The sequence below is a fragment of the Paenibacillus sp. 22594 genome, assembly GCF_052044425.1.
Classification (GTDB): Bacteria; Bacillota; Bacilli; order Paenibacillales; family Paenibacillaceae; genus Paenibacillus_AQ.
Genome location: NZ_JBQENA010000009.1, coordinates 192621 through 210903, shown reverse-complemented (window position 1 = coordinate 210903; position 18283 = coordinate 192621). Strand labels below are relative to the sequence as shown.

Annotated in this window: 10 protein-coding genes; 7 read left to right on the top strand and 3 right to left on the bottom strand. The window is 52.9% G+C overall.

The features are described 5' to 3' along the window. The first annotated feature begins 770 nt into the window (after nt 1-770). From ACTJKB_RS24970 to ACTJKB_RS24940, 7 genes are all read left to right on the top strand, one after another. Nucleotides 771-1724, top strand: a complete 954-nt coding sequence (locus tag ACTJKB_RS24970) for an ABC transporter permease (RefSeq protein ID WP_440837079.1) — start codon at nt 771-773, stop codon at nt 1722-1724. Between the two features lie 18 nt (nt 1725-1742). Continuing rightward, nucleotides 1743-2633 (top strand): carbohydrate ABC transporter permease, encoded by an 891-nt coding sequence (locus ACTJKB_RS24965; protein WP_440837039.1) that lies wholly within the window; start codon nt 1743-1745, stop codon nt 2631-2633. 129 nt (nt 2634-2762) lie between these two features. Further along, on the top strand, nt 2763-4460 hold the full coding sequence (locus ACTJKB_RS24960; protein WP_440837038.1) for an extracellular solute-binding protein: 1698 nt from the start codon (nt 2763-2765) through the stop codon (nt 4458-4460). Between the two features lie 101 nt (nt 4461-4561). Continuing rightward, nucleotides 4562-6457 (top strand): sensor histidine kinase, encoded by a 1896-nt coding sequence (locus tag ACTJKB_RS24955; RefSeq protein WP_440837037.1) that lies wholly within the window; start codon nt 4562-4564, stop codon nt 6455-6457. Continuing rightward, the gene (locus tag ACTJKB_RS24950) at nt 6454-8043 is read left to right on the top strand and encodes a response regulator (protein ID WP_440837036.1); all 1590 of its coding nucleotides are present in this window, start codon (nt 6454-6456) and stop codon (nt 8041-8043) included. Before ACTJKB_RS24955 ends, ACTJKB_RS24950 begins: the two co-directional genes overlap by 4 nt. 398 nt (nt 8044-8441) lie before the next feature. Further along, on the top strand, nt 8442-9245 hold the full coding sequence (locus ACTJKB_RS24945; protein WP_440837035.1) for an aminoglycoside N(3)-acetyltransferase: 804 nt from the start codon (nt 8442-8444) through the stop codon (nt 9243-9245). 39 nt (nt 9246-9284) lie between these two features. Next, complete coding sequence (locus tag ACTJKB_RS24940) at nt 9285-9926, top strand: histidine phosphatase family protein (RefSeq protein ID WP_440837034.1); 642 nt, start codon at nt 9285-9287, stop codon at nt 9924-9926. A 39-nt stretch (nt 9927-9965) separates the two neighbouring features. Here the strand turns inward: ACTJKB_RS24940 and ACTJKB_RS24935 are convergent, their stop codons facing one another. The 3 genes from ACTJKB_RS24935 to ACTJKB_RS24925 all read right to left on the bottom strand — a co-directional run bounded on the left by ACTJKB_RS24935 (nt 9966) and on the right by ACTJKB_RS24925 (nt 18169). Further along, the gene (locus ACTJKB_RS24935) at nt 9966-11270 is read right to left on the bottom strand and encodes an MFS transporter (RefSeq protein ID WP_440837033.1); all 1305 of its coding nucleotides are present in this window, start codon (nt 11268-11270) and stop codon (nt 9966-9968) included. Between the two features lie 34 nt (nt 11271-11304). Then, on the bottom strand, nt 11305-12207 hold the full coding sequence (locus ACTJKB_RS24930) for an ArsR/SmtB family transcription factor (protein WP_440837032.1): 903 nt from the start codon (nt 12205-12207) through the stop codon (nt 11305-11307). A 421-nt stretch (nt 12208-12628) separates the two neighbouring features. After that, nucleotides 12629-18169, bottom strand: coding sequence for an S-layer homology domain-containing protein (locus tag ACTJKB_RS24925; RefSeq protein WP_440837031.1), 5541 nt, complete (start codon nt 18167-18169; stop codon nt 12629-12631). Nucleotides 18170-18283 lie beyond the last annotated feature (114 nt).

The following is an 18283-nucleotide window of genomic DNA, read 5'->3' as shown; positions in this document are numbered from 1 at the left end:
ACTTGGTTAAACTGCACGGCTCCTTGTTCAATGGCCGGATTCTAGGTGGAATTTCTGCAACTAATTAGTCCAGATCAGCCGCACAGCAACGTTTAGTTGGATTTCCTCCACCTAATCCGGGCAGCATCGGCTGTTTTCGCTCAAGCTGTCCGGATTAAGTGTCCTTTCTCCAACATAAGATGATCTGATAGTCGTATCACTCAGGTTAGTGCTACTTTTTCCAATTAAGCAGGCTGGTAAGTAAGATGCCATCATAGCAACTGAAGCAGCCTAAGCCACCAGCCGCCACTGAATCCTAGAACAGCGAGGTGGCCAAGGCTCAGGGTGGACAGTGAAGGCAAAGAGAGGCTGAACAGGCCTCTCTTTGCCTCTCACTCCGCCTGATTTGCTATATCATTTGAACTTAAAGTCCAGCTTAAGAAGGTGGGAGTGGCGGAGGGGAAGTTTGGAACTGGAGGAGCGGCAGCGTTCGCCTTTGTGTCCGGATTTCATCCGCTAGAAGCGGTATGAATCAAGAAATCTGGATACAACAGCGACCGGAAGTCCAAACATTTCCCGCAGTCACGGTTTTCACCGAACCAGCCGCACTTTACTTCAAATCATATAGCCGAAAAATCAGCCCCCAAATACGAAATCTGGACCCTTACAGCCCCATCCGAAAATCGATACAATAAACACATGGAACTGTAAGCGCTTCACATAAATGCAGACAGATAGATTTTGGAGGCCATAGGATGGATAACAAAAGAAGCACCCAAGTAAATCAGGCGATGCAGCCGCTTCTTTCGCCAAAAATCGAAACCGGTTCAGGTCGAAAAAGCTCGCTTTGGAGGAGATTGCTGGCCCAGCGCCATTTACAGACAATGGCCCTGCTCGGCGTGGTCTGGATGATTATTTTCAACTACATTCCAATGTACGGGCTGATTATTTCCTTCAAGGATTACAACATTGTGAAGTCCATAGCTGAAGCTCCCTGGGTGGGGTTGACGCATTTCCGGGAGTTCATGGATGACGAGGATCTGGTTAATGTTATCAAGAATACACTGGGCATCAGTTTAATCAAGCTGCTGATCGGTTTCCCGCTTCCGATTATTTTCGCTCTGTTTCTGAACGAGGTCCGTTCCTTAAGGTACAAAAAAACGATCCAGACCATTTCGTATCTGCCGCATTTTCTCTCCTGGGTGGTACTGGGCGGAATTCTGGCAACATGGCTTGCGGATGTGGGAATTGTGAACAACATTCTGTTGTCGCTGCATCTGATTGATCAGCCGATTACCTATCTCGCTGAGCCCAGCTATTTCTGGACGATTATCATTTCCTCCGACATCTGGAAGGAGCTTGGCTGGTCCGCAATCATCTACCTGGCAGCCATCTCCGGGGTCTCTCCGGAAATGTATGAAGCAGCGACGATCGACGGAGCCGGACGATTCCAGAAAATGTGGTTTGTCACGCTGCCGGCGATTAAATCGACGATCAGCATTCTTTTCATCCTGGCAGTCAGCGGTGTGCTGAACTCCAACTTTGACCAGATTCTGGTGTTGCGCAATTCGCTCAATGACAGCGCCAGCAACGTAATCGACTATTACATCTACTATACAGGTATAGTCTCCAACCGCTTCTCCTACTCTGCGGCGGTCACCCTGATCAAGGCGGTCATAGCACTGATTCTACTGCTAATTGCCAATCAGGTATCCAAAAAAATCAACGATACGTCGCTGTTCTAGACAAGGAGGACTTAACCAATGTTTGCTCTCAAACGCAAGACGAAGGGCGAAGCCCTATTCGATATCGTCAACAATCTGATTATGCTGTGTGTCTGTTTCCTGACGCTTTACCCGATCTGGTACGTGCTGATCAATGCCTTCAATGATGGAAATGATGCGATGCAGGGCGGGATTTACTGGTGGCCGCGCATGTTCAGCCTGAAGAATTTCGACGCGGTGTTCGCGAGTCCGGGCATCATGCAGGCCATGGGAATTACGGTTGCCAAAACGGTGCTCGGCGTGCTGGTGCATGTGTTCTTCACGGCGATGGTAGCCTACGCGTTATCCCGGAAAGGGCTGATCGGTGGCAAATTATATATCCTGCTGGGCACGATTACACTGTTCTTCAACGGAGGCCTCATCCCGACCTTTCTGCTGAACCGGGACCTGCATCTGCTGGATAACTTCATGGTCTACATCATTCCGGTGATGTTCAGCTTCTTCGATCTCATTATCTTCATGACCTTCTTCCGGGAAATTCCCGAGGGTCTTGAGGAAGCGGCGCGGATTGACGGTGCCAACGACTGGTCCATTTTCCTGCGGGTCGTGCTTCCGGTATCCATGCCGGTCATCGCGACGATTGCCCTCTTCCATGGCGTGTATCAGTGGAATGATTATTTTGCCGGGATCATCTATGTGAATAATCCGGACCTGCAGCCGATCCAGACTTACCTGTTCCGGGTGGTAGCACAGTCCAGCTCTAGCCAGATGATGGTGGCCGTGCAGGGCAGCAGTGTTACCAAAAGCGTGACCTCACAGTCCATCAAGCTGGCCACAATGGTGGTCACCACGCTGCCGATTGTGTTCGTCTATCCGTTCCTGCAGCGCTACTTCGTAAAGGGCATGATGATCGGTTCGATCAAGGGCTAAGGCTTGTCTTCAAGCCAAGCAAACCCAAGCGATCAAGCCACAAAGGTAACTCCTCCGGCGCCCGGGCACAGAAGGGTTATGGAGTTGAGCTTATAATTTACTACAATTTCAGAAAAGGGGTAAATAAGCATGGGCATGAAACGCAAGCCGAAAGCAATGGTGCTGCTGCTCTTGGGGCTGATGCTGGCATTCTCGGCAACAGGCTGTTCAAGTGGCAATAATGCCGGAAACAATGGCAAGGATAACGCAGGGAGCGCTACAAATGCGGCAGAGGCCACCAAAGCACCGGCAGAACCGGCGGCGTCAGCGGTCTCGGCGGATGAGCCGGGCTGGAAAAGCGACACCTCACCGATCACGTTCGACTGGTATTTGAATTTCGCCTGGTTTCCGAATAAATGGGGCGTAGACCCTACCTCCCAATATGTAACGAAAAAGACGGGTGTAAATATCAACTTCATTGTTCCCGCAGGGAATGAGAATGAGAAGCTCAATACCCTGATTGCTTCCGGCAAGCTGCCTGACTTCATTACACTGGGCTTCTGGGAAGATGCGATCAAGAAGATGGTAGAGGGCGAGCTGGTGCTTCCATTGAACAAGCTGGCCGAAGAATATGACCCGTACTTCTTCAAGGTATCCGATGCCGACAAGCTGGGCTGGTACACACAACCGGACGGCAATGTATACGGCTATCCTAACTCCTCCTCTTCACCTGCTGACTATAAAAAATACGGCAAAAACTATGTCTCCAACCAGACATTTGTCGTCCGCAAGGATATTTATGAAGCCATCGGTAGCCCGGATATGCGCACACCGGAGGGCTTCCTGAATGCACTGAAGCTGGCGAAGGAGAAATACCCTGAGATTAACGGCCAGCCGATTATTCCACTCGGTCTGCATGAGTTCACTGAGACTGGCAACGACTCGCTGGAAGGTTATATTCAGAACTTCCTGAACATTCCGTGGGAAAAGGACGGCAAGGTCTATGACCGTGAAACCGATCCTGAATATGTACGCTGGATGAAGACGCTCCGCCAGGCCAACCAGGACGGACTTTTGGCCAAGGACATTTTCATTGACAAGCGCGCTCAAATGGAAGAAAAGATTGCGCAAGGCCGCTATTTCGCCATGCTCTATCAACGTACCGACTTTGCTCCTCAGCTCGGTACCATCTATCAGAAGAATCCGGAACAAACCTATATCGCTGTAGAAGGACCTGCGAACACCAAGATGGACCCTCCGGCACTGAACGGGCCGGGGATCTCGGGCTGGACAGTAACCCTGATCTCCAAGGATGTGAAGGATAAAGCCCGGGCGATTAAATTCCTCAGCTACCTGAACAGTGAAGAAGGCAACAAGGATCTTTTCCTGGGTGAAAAAGGGGTCAGCTATGATACCATTGACGGTAAAGACCAATTTCTGCCGGAAGCCTTTGACTTAATGAATAAGGACCGTGCGGCCTTCGATAAGAAGTACGGATCTTCTTTCACCTTCTGGATGATGCAAAATACAAATATTACGGACCAATGGGCTCCAAAATCCGTTGAACCGTTCAAACAGCTGGAAGATTGGACCCGCGGCAAAGCGGTTAACACTTCGGAATTCCAGCAGATTGATCCTACGGGCAACTCGCCTGAAGGCATTATCGCCACCAAGCTCAAAAGCCTGCGTGGCAAAACGCTGCCGAAGCTGTTGATGGCTTCCTCCGATGCGGAGTTCGATAAGCTCTGGAGTGAGTATCTTGCGAAGAAGGAAAAAGAAGGTCAGGCGACCTTTGACGCTTACCGTCAGACGAAATACGAAGAAAATAAGAAAAAGCTTGGAATGTAACTCACTATACTACTGCCCAATTGCCCGCTGACCGCGGGCTTTTGGGTTATTTTCTTCTAATCTGCGGTCTTAGAGGCGAGGTGTACAGGATACAGGTGAACATGCACAAACGAACCGGGGCATTATGGAGCTCCTTCAGCTATTGGTGGGGACGAAGATCGCTGCAAAGCCGGCTGGTAGCGGCCTATATATTCATTATTCTGGGTCCGTGTCTGCTGGTGTCACTCTATTCCTATAGAGCGATTAATAATACGTATGTCCGCGATGCTGTAGACAAAAACAACTATTTACTGCAAATGGAAAAGATGCATATCCTCAATCAGATACAAGCCATGGAGCGGGCAGCGCAGATGGCCTATTCCGACAAGGTGATCCAGAATTATTTACTCAATGAGAGCGATCCTACACTCGGAGAACTGATTGATTTCAATACGACCACTTTTGTGAATTTGAACCGGATTCAATTCAATAATCCAAATATTGAGCATCTACGGCTGTATTCGCGGAGCAAGGAGGTGCACGAGATCTGGCCGATTATTTTCCGGGAGGAACGGGTGTCCATGGAGCCATGGTATCAGCAAGCCTTGAAGCTGCAGGGGCAGGAGCTATGGTCTTTTCAGAAGAATGATCCGGATCCCATGCAGCGCTATACAGGCCAGGCACCGGAGGGACAGCCCAAGGTTTCTTTGCTGAGGGAGATCAGTATTCCGGCCGGCCATCATGTCGGCATGATTCAGGTGGATATGCTGCTTAGCCGCTTCACGCCGAAAACCTACACGGATGTGCGCGACAATCAATCACAAATGTTCATCACGGGGGATGGGCTGCAGCTGTTTACGCGGGCGGACAACTCTTTTGAGGAGGATAACCCGAAGCTGAACAGAGCGATTACCGAACGCTTGCGGCAGTATGCGGAAACCGGGGAGTGGGATGTCCACTACAAGGAGAACGGCAACTCTTTTCTGCTGATTCATACCCCGCTTACGCAGATTGGCGCTTCATTGCTGAATGTAGTGTCGACGGAGAGTGTCATGAAGGATATTTCGCATACCCGCAATCTGATTATCGGGCTCAATATCGGTTTTATTGTTCTGGTTACAGCTATTGCTTATGTGCTGAATGCCTTTATTCTGAAGAATCTGCGCCGTCTGACCGAGACGATGAAACGGGTGCGCAGAGGGGAGGCGTATACGAGCATCAGCATCCGCGGAGGAGGGGAGGTCGGAGAGCTGGCGCATCATTTCTCCAAGCTGATGAATACAATCAATACACTGGTTGCCCAGGCCGTGAACAAGGAGGCGCTCTCCAAAGAAGCGGAGCTGCGGACCCTGCATAACCAGATCGATGCCCATTTCCTCTACAATACGCTGGAGAATATTAAAATGCTGGCAGAGATCGAGAATCAGCGGGGCATTTCCGATGCTCTGACCTCGCTCGGCGGCATGATGCGGTACAATTTCAAATGGTCCGGTGAGTATGTGAAGCTGCGGGATGAAATCCGTCATATCGAGAATTACATCGAAGTGATGAATATCCGGTTTGAGCATCCCATTGCGCTGGAGCTTTCGATTGCCCCCTCTTATCTGGAGCTGGAGGTGCTGAAGATGTCACTGCAGCCGATCGTGGAGAACAGCGTGAAGCATGCCTGGTCAGCCGGAACAGAGGAGCTTCAAGACCGTTCCATCCGTATCCAGATTTCAGAGGCGGAAGGGGATATCCTCATTGCGATCCGCGATAACGGGTTCGGGCTGTCTCCGGAGCGGTTGACGGAGCTGCATACCTCGATTTATGCCAAGGAGGGGCCGGGTATGGATGCTTCCGGGTCCGCAGCAGGCGGTTACAGAGGCGGCGGCATAGGACTGCGGAATGTGCACCAGCGGCTGCAGCTGTTCTACGGGGAAGCCTACGGGCTGGAAGTGAAGAGTCAAGCGGGGGAATGGACGACGGTGTTCATGACGCTGCCTAAAGTTCTTTTGACGGGGGATAGACAGACATGAAGAAGCTGCTGATTATAGATGATGAAAAAATGATCCGCCAGGGTCTGCAGGCCATGATTGAGCGGGAATACCCGTCCTGTTACAGCATCGCGCTTGCGGGGAACGGTGCAGAAGCACTGGCACTGTATCAGCAGGAGCGCAGGGATATTATTATTACCGATATCCGCATGCCGGTGATGGATGGGATTACTTTGCTGGAGCGGCTGTCCGCAGAGGCGGAGCCTGGCAGTGAAGGACCTGCGGTCGTGATTCTGAGCGGCTACGATGATTTTGAATATGCCAAAAGTGCGATCCGCTACCGCGTCAAGGACTACCTGCTGAAGCCGATAAGACGCGAGGAGCTGTTCGGGATTCTGGAGCAGATCAGCAAAGAGTGGGTGGAGCAGGAGTCCAATTCCCGCAGACTTGCACAGGAGACGGAGGGCTACCGCCAGGAGCTGCGTACTGCCCGCCTGCGCGGACTGCTCATGCAGGAGCCTGTGGAGCCGTCACCCGAGCAGCAGCAGGAGCTGGAACAGCTGCCTGTTCCTTTTACAGTGGGCGTGCTGAATTTCTATTACAAAGACGGGGCGCGGATGAAGCCGGACGAAGTTCAGGGGCTGATCGAACGGATGGGCGGACCCCTGGCCGGGCCGTTTGCTGAAATTCTGACGGATTGGGAAGGAAAGCTGGTCCTGATCGGAGCCGGCAAGGAGGCATTCCTGGAGCTGGCCCGGCAGGCAGAGGCAAGAGAACTGACGGGTCTGCTCATCGGTATCAGCGGTGAAACCCGGAATCCGGCAGACTTCCGCACCGCGTACAAAGAAGCTTGCCGCGCGCTGCAGTATACGTTCCTGCCGCCGCAGGCCAGCTTCATAGATTACGCGGATTTGCGGGAAGGACGGCTGCGTTTTCCAATGCCGGAGGAGGAACTGCGCAAGTTGCTGAACATGCTCGGCACGGACCGCGAGAAGGAAATCAGAAGCCTGCTGGGGGTGATTTTTCAACTGGATCATTTGCAGCATCTGGATCTGGCGTATCTGGAACAGGTGGGCCGCAGCATGAACGAACGGGTGCTCGATGAGGTATTCCGGCTGCACGGGGAAGCCTCCGTAGAAGTGCTTAAGCTGTACCGTACGGTGGGCAATCTGTATAATTTCCGCCATTTTCACGACTATTACCGGACACTGGAGCATTTGCTCATTACGGTGAACGATTATATCATAGGAATTAAGTCTGCCCATACGGAGCATGCCGACATGGAGGAGGCACTCGCCTATATTGAAGCGAATTATGCCCGCCCGCTGAATATGGCGATGGTGAGCAACCATGTGTCGCTTAACTATTCTTATTTCAGTGAGGCCTTCAAGGCTTATACCGGCGAGAGCTTTGTGCTGTATCTCAAAAGAGTCCGCATCCGCCATGCCAAGGCACTGCTCTCCGAGAACCGCATCAAGCTGGCCGGCGTCTCCGAAGCCGTCGGCTTCGAGAACAGCAAGCAGTTCGCCCGTGTGTTCAAGGAGCTGGAGGGCATTTCGCCAGGCGAATACCGCGCCAAGCTTCTGCTGGAGCGCTATTCCGGACGTCTGGGGGATAAGGAATCGTAAGTAGGCGGGGAGGCAGGGGCACTGCTCTTTTTGTTAGTTGGAATTTGTTTAACTAATTTAGTGATTTTGTGCTCTTTTTTCGATTTAGGTGGAAAAAGGGAACTTGAATGTTCAGCTGTAGGCATATTTGGGTGTATTCTAACGATTACAGAAAGTTCAAGTGCACTAATTCCAACTAAACATGGATAGGGGTTGTTATGAGAGGAATTAGTGGGAGAAATTCCAACTATTGATCATGGAACCCAGTGCGAGGTTGGGCAGATGATTAGGAAATCTTCTTCGAAGCCAGGTAAGTTGTCTTCGGATATGCGAGGGGGCTGTGCTCAGCATACGGGCTGCTAAAATTGGCACAGTTCTACCCGGATCAGTCGAATGAAAGTTGTAAAGGGAGTGCTCGAATGGAAGAAATACGAGGGGAACTTATTACAGTGGGGACACTGGCATCCGACTTTCGGAAGCTTGGGGTGTGTGAAGGGATGACGCTGCTGCTGCATTCCTCCTTTAAATCGCTGGGACAATGGGTGGCAGGCGGGCCGGTTGCCGTTATTCTGGCGCTGGAGCAGGTGCTTGGAGAAGGGGGGACTTTGGTGATGCCGACCCACTCCTCCGATCTGACCGATCCATCGGGCTGGAGCAATCCGCCGGTGCCGGAGGCGTGGTGGCAGAGCATCCGGGAACAAATGCCGGCCTATGACCCGGATGTAACGCTATTGCGGGGAATGGGCGTAATTCCCGAAACCTTCCGTAAGCAAAAGGGGGTTCGGCGCAGCAGCCATCCAGTCCATTCTTTTGCTGCCTGGGGCAGGCACAGGGATGAAATTATCGACGGGCATGCGCTGGACGCTGCTTTTGGTGAACAATCGCCTCTGGCCCGGATCTATGATCTGAAGGGAAGCGTACTGCTGCTTGGCGTGGACAGCTTCAATAATACTTCGCTGCACTTGGCCGAATACCGGGCTGAGTATGCCGGGAAGCAGGAGGTCACTGCGGGAGCGCCCATGCTGGTCAACGGGGCCAGACAATGGGTGGAGTACAGGGATTATAACTGGAATTCGGAGGATTTTGCCGCTATTGGTGAGGAATTTGGACAAGAGACGGGACAGATTACTTATGGAAAGGTTGCCGCAGCGGCAGCCCAGCTCATCCCGCAGCACGAGCTCGTAGACTATGCGGTGAAATGGCTGGAACACAAGCGGGTATAGCCGAAAATAAGTTCATTTTACATAAAGGGGAGGATCTTCTTGAAAACAACAACCGTATATTTAACCCGGCACGGGCAGACGGAGTGGAATGTCCAGAACCGGATGCAGGGGCATCGCGATTCGGCGCTTACACCGCTTGGCGTACAGCAGGCAGAGTGGCTGAACCGTGGGCTCCAGCAGGAACCGTTAGATATGATTTATTCCAGTTCAAGCCCCAGGGCACTGCGGACAGCAGAGATCGTAAGGGGGGAGCGGGGCATCCCGCTGATCGCTTGTGATGAATTCATAGAAATTGGTATGGGGCTATGGGAAGGACGGGACTCCGCCGAGATCGAGGCCGGGGACCCGGAGCAGCATCATCATTTTTGGAAGGACCCGGAGAAATTCAGTGTGGAAGGCAGCGAGACCTTTGCCGGGGTACAGAAACGGGCGCTGGAGAAGCTGCAGGAAATTGTGGCGGCGCATGACGGGCAACACATCCTGATTGTTACCCATACCGTAGTGATTAAAGTATTGATGGCTTATTTTGAAGAGAGAGCCATGGAGAAGCTGTGGGACCTGCCATATATTTATCCGACCTGTCTGTGCCGGATCGATTTTACGGACGGACAGGCGGAGATCCTGCTGCACGGGGATACAAGCCATTATGTGAATAGCGTAGAAGATGAACTATTTGATTAGCCCCCATTAAACTTGTATAGAATGTTGGTGGGAAAAAAATCAGCCTGCAGGCGATGCTCCAGTGTTATGGACATCGCCTGTTTGGTGTGGACCACCCCTGCGGCCCTGCCGTTGTCTGGCTTCAAGCGCGGACAGGTCGCCGTCGAGCATCCGAAGGCCGGGGAGCAGAAGGGCGGCTCCGGCACATAACGCCGGCAGCAGTCCGGCAGCGATGAACAAGGCCGGCACACCATAGGCCTCGGCAATGGCCCCGCCGGCAAAAGCGCCAAAGGGCTGTAGGCTGCCGCCGATCAGGAAGCGGATAGAATTCACCCGTCCCTGAAGATTGCCCGGAACGAGGCGTCCATGCAGGGAGGAGCTTAAGGAGCCGAAGAAAGGGCCAAGGGCGCCAGATACAAATACGGCTGCAAGCGCAAACGGAAAGCTGGGAATCAGCCCCCATATGGTTGTAATGATTCCGATCGTGCCGAGACTGCTAAGCATCACGAGGCGTCTGCGCTGAATCTCGCCCAGCAGGGAAATTACACCAAGGCCAACCAGCATTCCAAGCGCGGAAGCTGTGGTAAGTGTGCCCATCGCTGCTGCATCGCGGTGGAGCACCTCGCGCACATACGGAACCATCATCGTCCAGACCGCGATGGAGCTCAGATTGCTGACCGAAGCCATAAGCATAATGGTAAACATGGCCGGGAACTGCTTGTAAAAGGTGAAGCCTTCAGCCATTTCACGCAGGTATAAGGAAAGGGAGAAGCCCCCAAAAGCAGCATCCGGCTTGCCCGGCTTGGGCAGCTTCGGCAGGCAGAGTAGAGTGGCGATAGCGGCAATGTAGCAGAGCATATTAATGCCCAGTGCCGGGAGTGCCCCGCTGGCAGCGGTCAGCGCGCCAGCCAGCGCAGGTCCGAGCAGCGCTGCCGCTCCCTTGCAGCCGTCGATGACGGCGAAGGCGCGCACCAGCTTCCGGCTGTCCGCGACGCCGGGAATCACAGCCATCGCCGTGGGCATGAACAGCGCGGCGCAGGCGCCGCTAAGTCCGGCTGCGGCGAATAAATGCCAGAGCTGGAGCTGGCCGGCGAGGCCCATGCCCAGCGGAAGGGCGATGGCCAGCAGCCGGATCGCGGCCAGGCAGGCCATGAAGCGCACGCGGTGCAGCCGGTCGGCCAGCGGGGAGCCGAGGAGGCGCAGCAGCAGCTCCGGGATGCCGGAGCTTAGCGCCAGCGCGCCCATGGCCAGCTTGGAGCCGGTCAGGTCATAGACCAGCCATTCCATCGCCAACAGGCCAAAGGCATCGCCGAAGGCGCTCAAAGAAATCGTAGACAGCAGACCATAGTAGCTGCGTTTCAGCATAGGGGATTCGCTCCTTTTTCTTGTTAGCCGCCAACTACTCCAAATAATCGGCAATCCGTTTGGGCAGATCATTCAGCGCATCCAGGCGCAGGCTGTAGGACGCACTTTTGCCGGTGGAATGGACAATGACCAGTCCAGCCGAGCGCAGCGTGATGAGATGATAGTGAATCGTGCTTTTGGACAGGCCAATCTGCCGGACGATTTCCGTGAAACTGAGCTGCTTCCCCGCAAGCAGACGGAGAATGAAGAGCCGTGTCTCATCCGACAGCGCCCGGGTCAGCCGCAGCAGTGAGGGAGCGGGCCGTCCTTCCTCCGGAGGCAGCGCATCATAGGCATAGCTGGTAAATACAAATTCATCGTATAAAGAAGTAGTGACCAATGGACGGGCATGGTAGTGCGGAATCAAAATAATCTGCTTCAGGCTCTCCCCGGGATACAGCCGCATCCCCTGCGTCGCCCGTTCGTAGACCTCCATGGCATTGGCGCCGCTTAGTTCGGCCCGTCTGGATTCCGCCTCCCGGCTCAGCCCTTCAAGTATAGCGGGATCGATTCCGCCAAAATACCGTTCATTCCATTCCCTCAGAATATCGGAGGTGCGGCTGCGCAGTCCGGCAAGATTGGACGATACCGTGGATCCGAAGCGTGCAGCGGTCTCGAACAGTTCTCCCGGAGACAGGCCATCGAACCAATCCAGGAAGCCGTCCACCGAACGGTCTCCGGGACAGCTCCAGATATAAGGAGTGAGCGTGAAATCTGCATTTTCCTTGGAGAATTCCTGCATGTTCTGCAACTGAGCGGGGGTGAATCTCTTCTGAACTTCCTTGACCCAGACCTTTCCGGACTCCAGAGCGTTATGATTCTGCTTGTAGAGAAAAGCGGTCAGACTGGTAAAGCATTCATACATTGGGGCAAAATCGACTTCTACCGTATAATCCATGTGTGTTCCTCGTTTCCTAGTGAATTGCGCCATATAGACGATTATGTAGCAGCTGAGTTGTGTGGATCAGAGATCGACTTATATTTGTTCTATAAATATAGAACTTAGTATTTGTTTTATTATAAACGAACTTACTTTATATATCAAGAAAATCGAACACCGGGGAACTCCATGCGATTTAGAGCAGGTGCAGCAGGGGGTGTAGAGGCTTACACGGAGGCCATCTGGCAGTTTCAAAGACCCATATATCTGTACTGCTATTACAGCTGAGTTACAGTTCCGCTGAAATAGAGGATGTGACAACACCCTGTATGCAATAAAAAGACGGCCCCTTGAGGCGCATTAGCGCTTAAAGGGAACCGTCTCTTTCAGTTAGACCGAGCTGTCTGCCCTCCTTGCGGGCACAAGGCTCCTTGTAGCTTTAGTTGATGAACTGAAGCGACTTCAAGGTCTTCTCCAGCATCGTTGCGGCTTCTGCACGGGTGGCCAGCACCTGTGGTGCGAACGAGCCGTCCGGTCTGCCCTGAATGATGCCTTCAGCGGCAATTTCGGCTACGGCCGCCCGGGACCAGGCCGGAAGTCCAGAGGCATCGCTGAATTTGGCCAGCGCTGCAGGATCGGCATTCAGTGATTTGCCCGTGTACTTCATGGCTTTGGACAGAATGGTGGCCATCTCCTGGCGGGTAATCGGGCTGTTCGGCTTGAAGCTTCCGTCGGTATAGCCCGTAATGAGCCCCGCGGCAGCGGCTGTCTTGACAGCATCCGTATACCAGGCATTTGCTCCCACATCACTGAAGGTGGTTCCGCTGCTCATGGAGGCAAAGCCGAGGGAGCGCGTAATCAGCGCTGCAAATTCCGCGCGGCTTACCATCTGCGAAGGCTGGAATGTGGTTGCGCTCGTACCGGTAATGATCAGCTTGGAGGCCAGCAGATCAATGGATGATTTGGCCCAGTGTCCGGTAATATCTCCGAACGTTTTACTCGATTTCACAACCGTGTAGAAGCTGTTGCTGTTACGTTTGATCGTAACCTCGGTGGTTCCGTCAGGCTTGCCGGCAAAGACTGAAGGTACAAAAGTGAGCTTGCCGGTAGCCGGATCAAAGGATACTGCAGTCGAATTCATGGAGTTCAGCACAGAAGGTGCAGTAAGCGTCCGCTTCACATATGTGCTGCCGAAGCTGTTCAGCGGAACGCTTTTGCTTCCAGCCTGCGCTGTAACTGTAAATTCTATGACCGGTGCAGCCAGACTTAGTGATCCGCCCTGCGCTGTAATGGCCAGGTTAAGACTGCTGAGTGTTGAAGCACTTGCCTGCAGCAGGGATACGGTGACTGTGAAGTCGCTGGTGCCCAGCTCAGCTGCCAGTGCGGTTCCGTTCAGTACACGGAGCGGAAGCGAGTAGGAAGCTCCGCCAGGGATGGTGAACGTAAGGACGATAGCAGGATTCGAAGCTGCCTGCTGAACAAGTACGCTGCCCGGAAGAACAGCCTGCGCTCCGCCGCTGGAAGCGGTGAGCGGGATAACCAGCTCACTGGTTCCTGCAGGCAGGGCCGTAAGCTTGCTGGTCAGATCTGCTGCGGTGATCGTTGTCACCTGCGGTGAAGCCAGCGGAGCCGTGGTAGTACTAGGCGTTGGTGTTGGTGTAGCAGGTGTTCCGCCGCCTCCCGGTGGATTGGCCGGAATCGGAGTCGGAGTCGGCGCAGGTGTCGGCGTAGGCGTCGGAGTAGCGCTAGGTGTCGTACCCTTCAGATCCGTAATCCGTCCCTCAGTGCCGATGGTGACTGGGTTATGATTTTTCAAATAGGACAAAAGAACTTCGAAATCCGGAAGCCCGAGTTCATAATAACGTCCGTCTGCCTTGGCTCCGGCCAGTGCGCGGTAGAAGTCACCGCCGCCTGCCATGAACGAGTTCGTGGACAGCAAATAGTAAGCTTTCGGGTCAATCGGCAGATAAGAGCCGTTCGTCTGCCGGATTTCAACAGACACAATGCGCTCTCCGGCCTGGGTAACCTGGTTGGTCAAAGGATCTACAATTTCCGGTTTCTTCGTAGAATCATAAGTGTATTTCATTCCGGAAACCTGGGCGAAGCGGCCCTGGTCCGAGCTTAGCCCGCTGACCGAGTTCTCCAGAGAGGAAGTGATTTCAGCACCCGTCACTTTGAGAGCGACCAGACTGTTACCGAACGGCAGCGTGGTCAGCACCTCGCCCATCGTAACGTCGCCTTTGTCAATGGCTGCGCGGATTCCGCCCCCATTTTGAATAGCAACAACGCCCTTAATGGAAGCAAGGTCGCTTGCTGACACGAAGCTTGGCATCAGCTCTCGTACCTTTTCGGCGATACTGTCAGCAATCATATTACCGATCGGAGTTTCTTCCTGACGCACGACACGGACGGATTTGCCGTCGATGGTGCGGTTCGTGTAGAGATCAACGCTAGAGTTGCCGACGACTGTGCTGCGTACAGCAGCCAATTTGGCATCATATGGAGCAAGCATCGCTTTGGCTGTGGCGTCTTCGCCAAACAGATTCACATCGAGCAGCTTGCCGTTGTAAGTCAGGATGTCCCCCTTTTTATCAAACGTCACATTCAGTTCACCGAGGAACTGGCTGTATTCACCAGTCTGTACGATCAGTACATTTTTACCGGTGCCGACATTGACGATTGGCGTTGGAGGATTATCGATCTTCGTATGCGAGTGTCCGCCGACAATGATGTCAATGCCCGGAACAGCTTTTGCCAATTCCTGATCTACAGTGTAGCCCAGGTGGGTGACGGCGATGATTTTGTTAATGCCCTTTGCTTCCAGCATCGCTACTGTATTCTTGGCACTTTCTACGTGGTCCTTGAAGCTGATTTTATCTCCCGGCGAGGACAGTCCAATGGTATCCTCAGTGGTCAGGCCGAAGATGCCGACCTTTTCACCGTAGACATCTTTAATGACAGAAGGATAAATGTTGCCGTCTTTTGCGGTGCTCTTGGTCTCGTCCGTTTCCAGTGTGCCGATGGCATTGTGATACAGCTCCGCCAGCTCACTTCCTTTGGTCGTAAAGTCAATATTCGCGCTGGTGAACGGGAACTTGGCGGCGGTGACGAAATCTTTCAGCACCTCCGGCTGCTCCTTGTTCAGATCGAACTCGTGATTGCCGAACGTCATGGCATCATAGCCGATGTTGTTCATGAACTGGATGTCTGCCTGCCCTTTGAACTGGGTGAAATACAAGGTTCCTGAGAAAACATCGCCTGCATCCAGCAGTACGGAATTGCCTGTCCGCTCACTGCTGATCGCCGAGGTGCGTCTTGTGATATTTTCCAGGTGACCGTGGGTATCGTTGGTATGCAGTACCCGCAGGTTAAAATGGTCGGTGCCGAAATCAATTTGCGTCAGCAGCGGATCATGGTCACTCACACGTCCGTCTTCCTCCTGGAAGTCGGCATTGATGTGCACAATGTCCAGTGTGGATCTTGTGGCCAGCTTGTTGTTGACCAGCATATGGTCCAGCGTCTGGGCATTGCCCTGGTATACGTAAGAATAACGCTCTCCCAGCGGCAACGTGTCGATCAGGTTGGTTAATGCGCTGCCTTTCAGAATTTTCAAAGTATTCGAGAACTGGAAGTCGTTCAGATCGCCAAGCACCACGATATTCGCATCAGGGTTCTTGGCCAGCACATCAGATACGAAGCCGTTCACAACGGTGGCAATTTTCGCCCGCTGGGCTTCACTTGGTTTGACGGGTGGCTGGATACCGCCGTAAAGTGCGGAGTCTCCCGTCTTGGAGTTGAAGTGATTCGCAATGACCATTACTTTTTGGTTATTGAACATAAATTCCGCCGCAAGCGGTTTACGGGAATTATCGAATGCGGAGTTGGTCGGATCAATCCGGCCCGGATTCAGGCTGAGTCCGCCATCCTTGGTATAGGCTACCGCTGTTGTAGCGTCACCTTTGTTGCCCGGAGCAAGCTGGACGCGTGCGGTGTTGTAAATGAATCCGGCCCGGATGTTAGCGCCCGGCGCACCGCCGTCCATATTGTTAACAGGCGTAATATCTGTAAAAGCATAAGTTGGGCCGCCTTTATCCTTAATGGCATTGATCAGCGCGTTATAGCTGTCGGTGGCATCCACGGTTCCGGTGTCGCCCGAGCCGTCATTATCCTGAATCTCCAGAAGGCCGACAATATCCGGCTTGTTCAGGTTGGTGACGATGTCTTTGGCAATATTGTTGATTTTGGCGGAAACGCTCAATTTGGAGAAATTCTCCACATTGAATGAGGCAACCGTTAATTTATCTTCGCCGCCTGCCAAAGCGGTTGTTTCCCGCTCCAGGGAAGTTCCTTTTTCAACAGCAAGCAGTTCTCCGTCCGGACGAACTTTGTAATTACCATAGTCATAACCGAGAATACCGGTAATGTTCCCGCTAAAGACCTGTCCCGTTCTAACCGGCTGGCTCGGTTTAGCGGCGATCAGAACACGCTGGGGATTGAAGTCCGCCCCTGTAAGAACGAGACCACCCGAGGGCGAAGTGACTTCTGTTGTACTGGTGCCGTTGTTCACGGTGACCGGAATTTCATGTTTATCAAAAGGTCCGATAATCTTCGGGGTGTTGAGCTGAACCCGCATGCCTTCAAGACTTTCGTAGAAGTCTAAGGCATATTTGGCAGGATCAAGCTCTTTAGTCAATCCCACAGAAATGGTAGCAGTGGGAATTGCCCGCCCGCCGGTTCCGAGAATCGTAGCCGCAGGGAGTGGGATATTGCTGGATACCACGGTTACCTGGGTTGCCGCAATTTCCGTAGTCAGGAGATCTGAAGCGTCCGCATATCCGCCTTCCTTGTACTCCTTGACCCATCCGTCCACCAGAACGGAATCGCCCAGTTTCACTTTGTTGCCCGGGAGGTAGATCATGATCGCCTCAGAGGTCCGGGGGTCGCTGTCCGGTGTTGCGGTCTGAATGTAGAAGGTGCTACCGCTGGTGTAAGTAACAATACCTGGTACACCTTTCACCAGCTGTCCCGCATAAGTGGAGGATTGGACGGTGCCCTGAATCTTGGGAATCGTCAGTCCGCTAACCGCTTCTTTGGTGGTGTAGCTGAATTGGGAGATGTCGCTGTCGGTTTTGCCTTCTTCTGTAGAATAGGCTTTGATGAGTACGGTGTCGTCCTGCAAAAGAATAGGAGTGCTGTACAAAGCGTAATCGGCCAGGGCACTGGTGCTGCCATTGGCATAGACGCTGTAGTATACGCTTGCGGTTACACTGCTTGTGCTAAGGGAGAGTTGGGTGCCTTTGGGTACAATCTGCCCGGAAGCGAGGGAAGCAGTGACTGCCGGAGCCTTGGAGTTGTCTATACCTGAAGTGCGGGGCTCCGGTGCCTGTACACTAAAGTCTGTAGAGTTCTGATTAGTATCCAATCCGCGGTTGCCGGAAGGGAGCTGAGGGGATTCATTGCGGATGGCTGCGGTTGTGCTGGATAGGGCTCCTGTTCCCCCGGTTCCTTCGTATTCTTCAGCTGCCCCGTAGCCAACCAGATCAACACGGTTGCCGGCCTTGTCCAGCAAGTCCACTTTTCCATCTGATCCACCCATGAGAAGCGTACCGATTGCATTCGCGGTTGGTAGGCTGTCGGTACCTCCGGTGCCTACGGCTTCTTGTATTAGATAGTATCCTCCTGCCGGAATTACACCCGTCAGGACGGTGCCGGTACTACCGAAGGTGCCTGTTTTACTCGCATATCTGACCTTCCAGCCTGTTAAATCAATAGCAGTATTAGTAGGATTGTATAGCTCAATGAAGTCATTCTTGTACTTGGCCCCCGAGTTACCTCCGCCGCCATATACCTGGGATATTACGGGAGCGCTGTCATCCATTGCTGCTGAAGCAGTTGGAGCTGCGGGCAGGGCCATGCCGGCAATTAGCACGAATGAGAGTGCTGCCGACCACCATTTGGTTCGATTTGTAGAAATCTTCATTTGTTCTATATTTCCCCTCTCTGCATACTAGTAATCAACCTATGCAAGTTTAGCATCTTTGTATTAAATGATAGGTTGTCTATCATTAATATATAGTAAATAATTGTAATTTAA

Excerpts from the sequence above, each read along its gene's own strand:
- ACTJKB_RS24970 (WP_440837079.1), top strand. The coding sequence starts at position 771 with ATGCAGCCGCTTCTTTCGCCAAAAATCGAAACCGGTTCAGGTCGAAAA.
- ACTJKB_RS24955 (WP_440837037.1), top strand. The coding sequence starts at position 4,562 with ATGCACAAACGAACCGGGGCATTATGGAGCTCCTTCAGCTATTGGTGG.
- ACTJKB_RS24960 (WP_440837038.1), top strand. The coding sequence starts at position 2,763 with ATGGGCATGAAACGCAAGCCGAAAGCAATGGTGCTGCTGCTCTTGGGG.
- ACTJKB_RS24965 (WP_440837039.1), top strand. The coding sequence starts at position 1,743 with ATGTTTGCTCTCAAACGCAAGACGAAGGGCGAAGCCCTATTCGATATC.
- ACTJKB_RS24925 (WP_440837031.1), bottom strand. The coding sequence starts at position 18,169 with ATGAAGATTTCTACAAATCGAACCAAATGGTGGTCGGCAGCACTCTCA.
- ACTJKB_RS24935 (WP_440837033.1), bottom strand. The coding sequence starts at position 11,270 with ATGCTGAAACGCAGCTACTATGGTCTGCTGTCTACGATTTCTTTGAGC.
- ACTJKB_RS24950 (WP_440837036.1), top strand. The coding sequence starts at position 6,454 with ATGAAGAAGCTGCTGATTATAGATGATGAAAAAATGATCCGCCAGGGT.
- ACTJKB_RS24945 (WP_440837035.1), top strand. The coding sequence starts at position 8,442 with ATGGAAGAAATACGAGGGGAACTTATTACAGTGGGGACACTGGCATCC.
- ACTJKB_RS24930 (WP_440837032.1), bottom strand. The coding sequence starts at position 12,207 with ATGGATTATACGGTAGAAGTCGATTTTGCCCCAATGTATGAATGCTTT.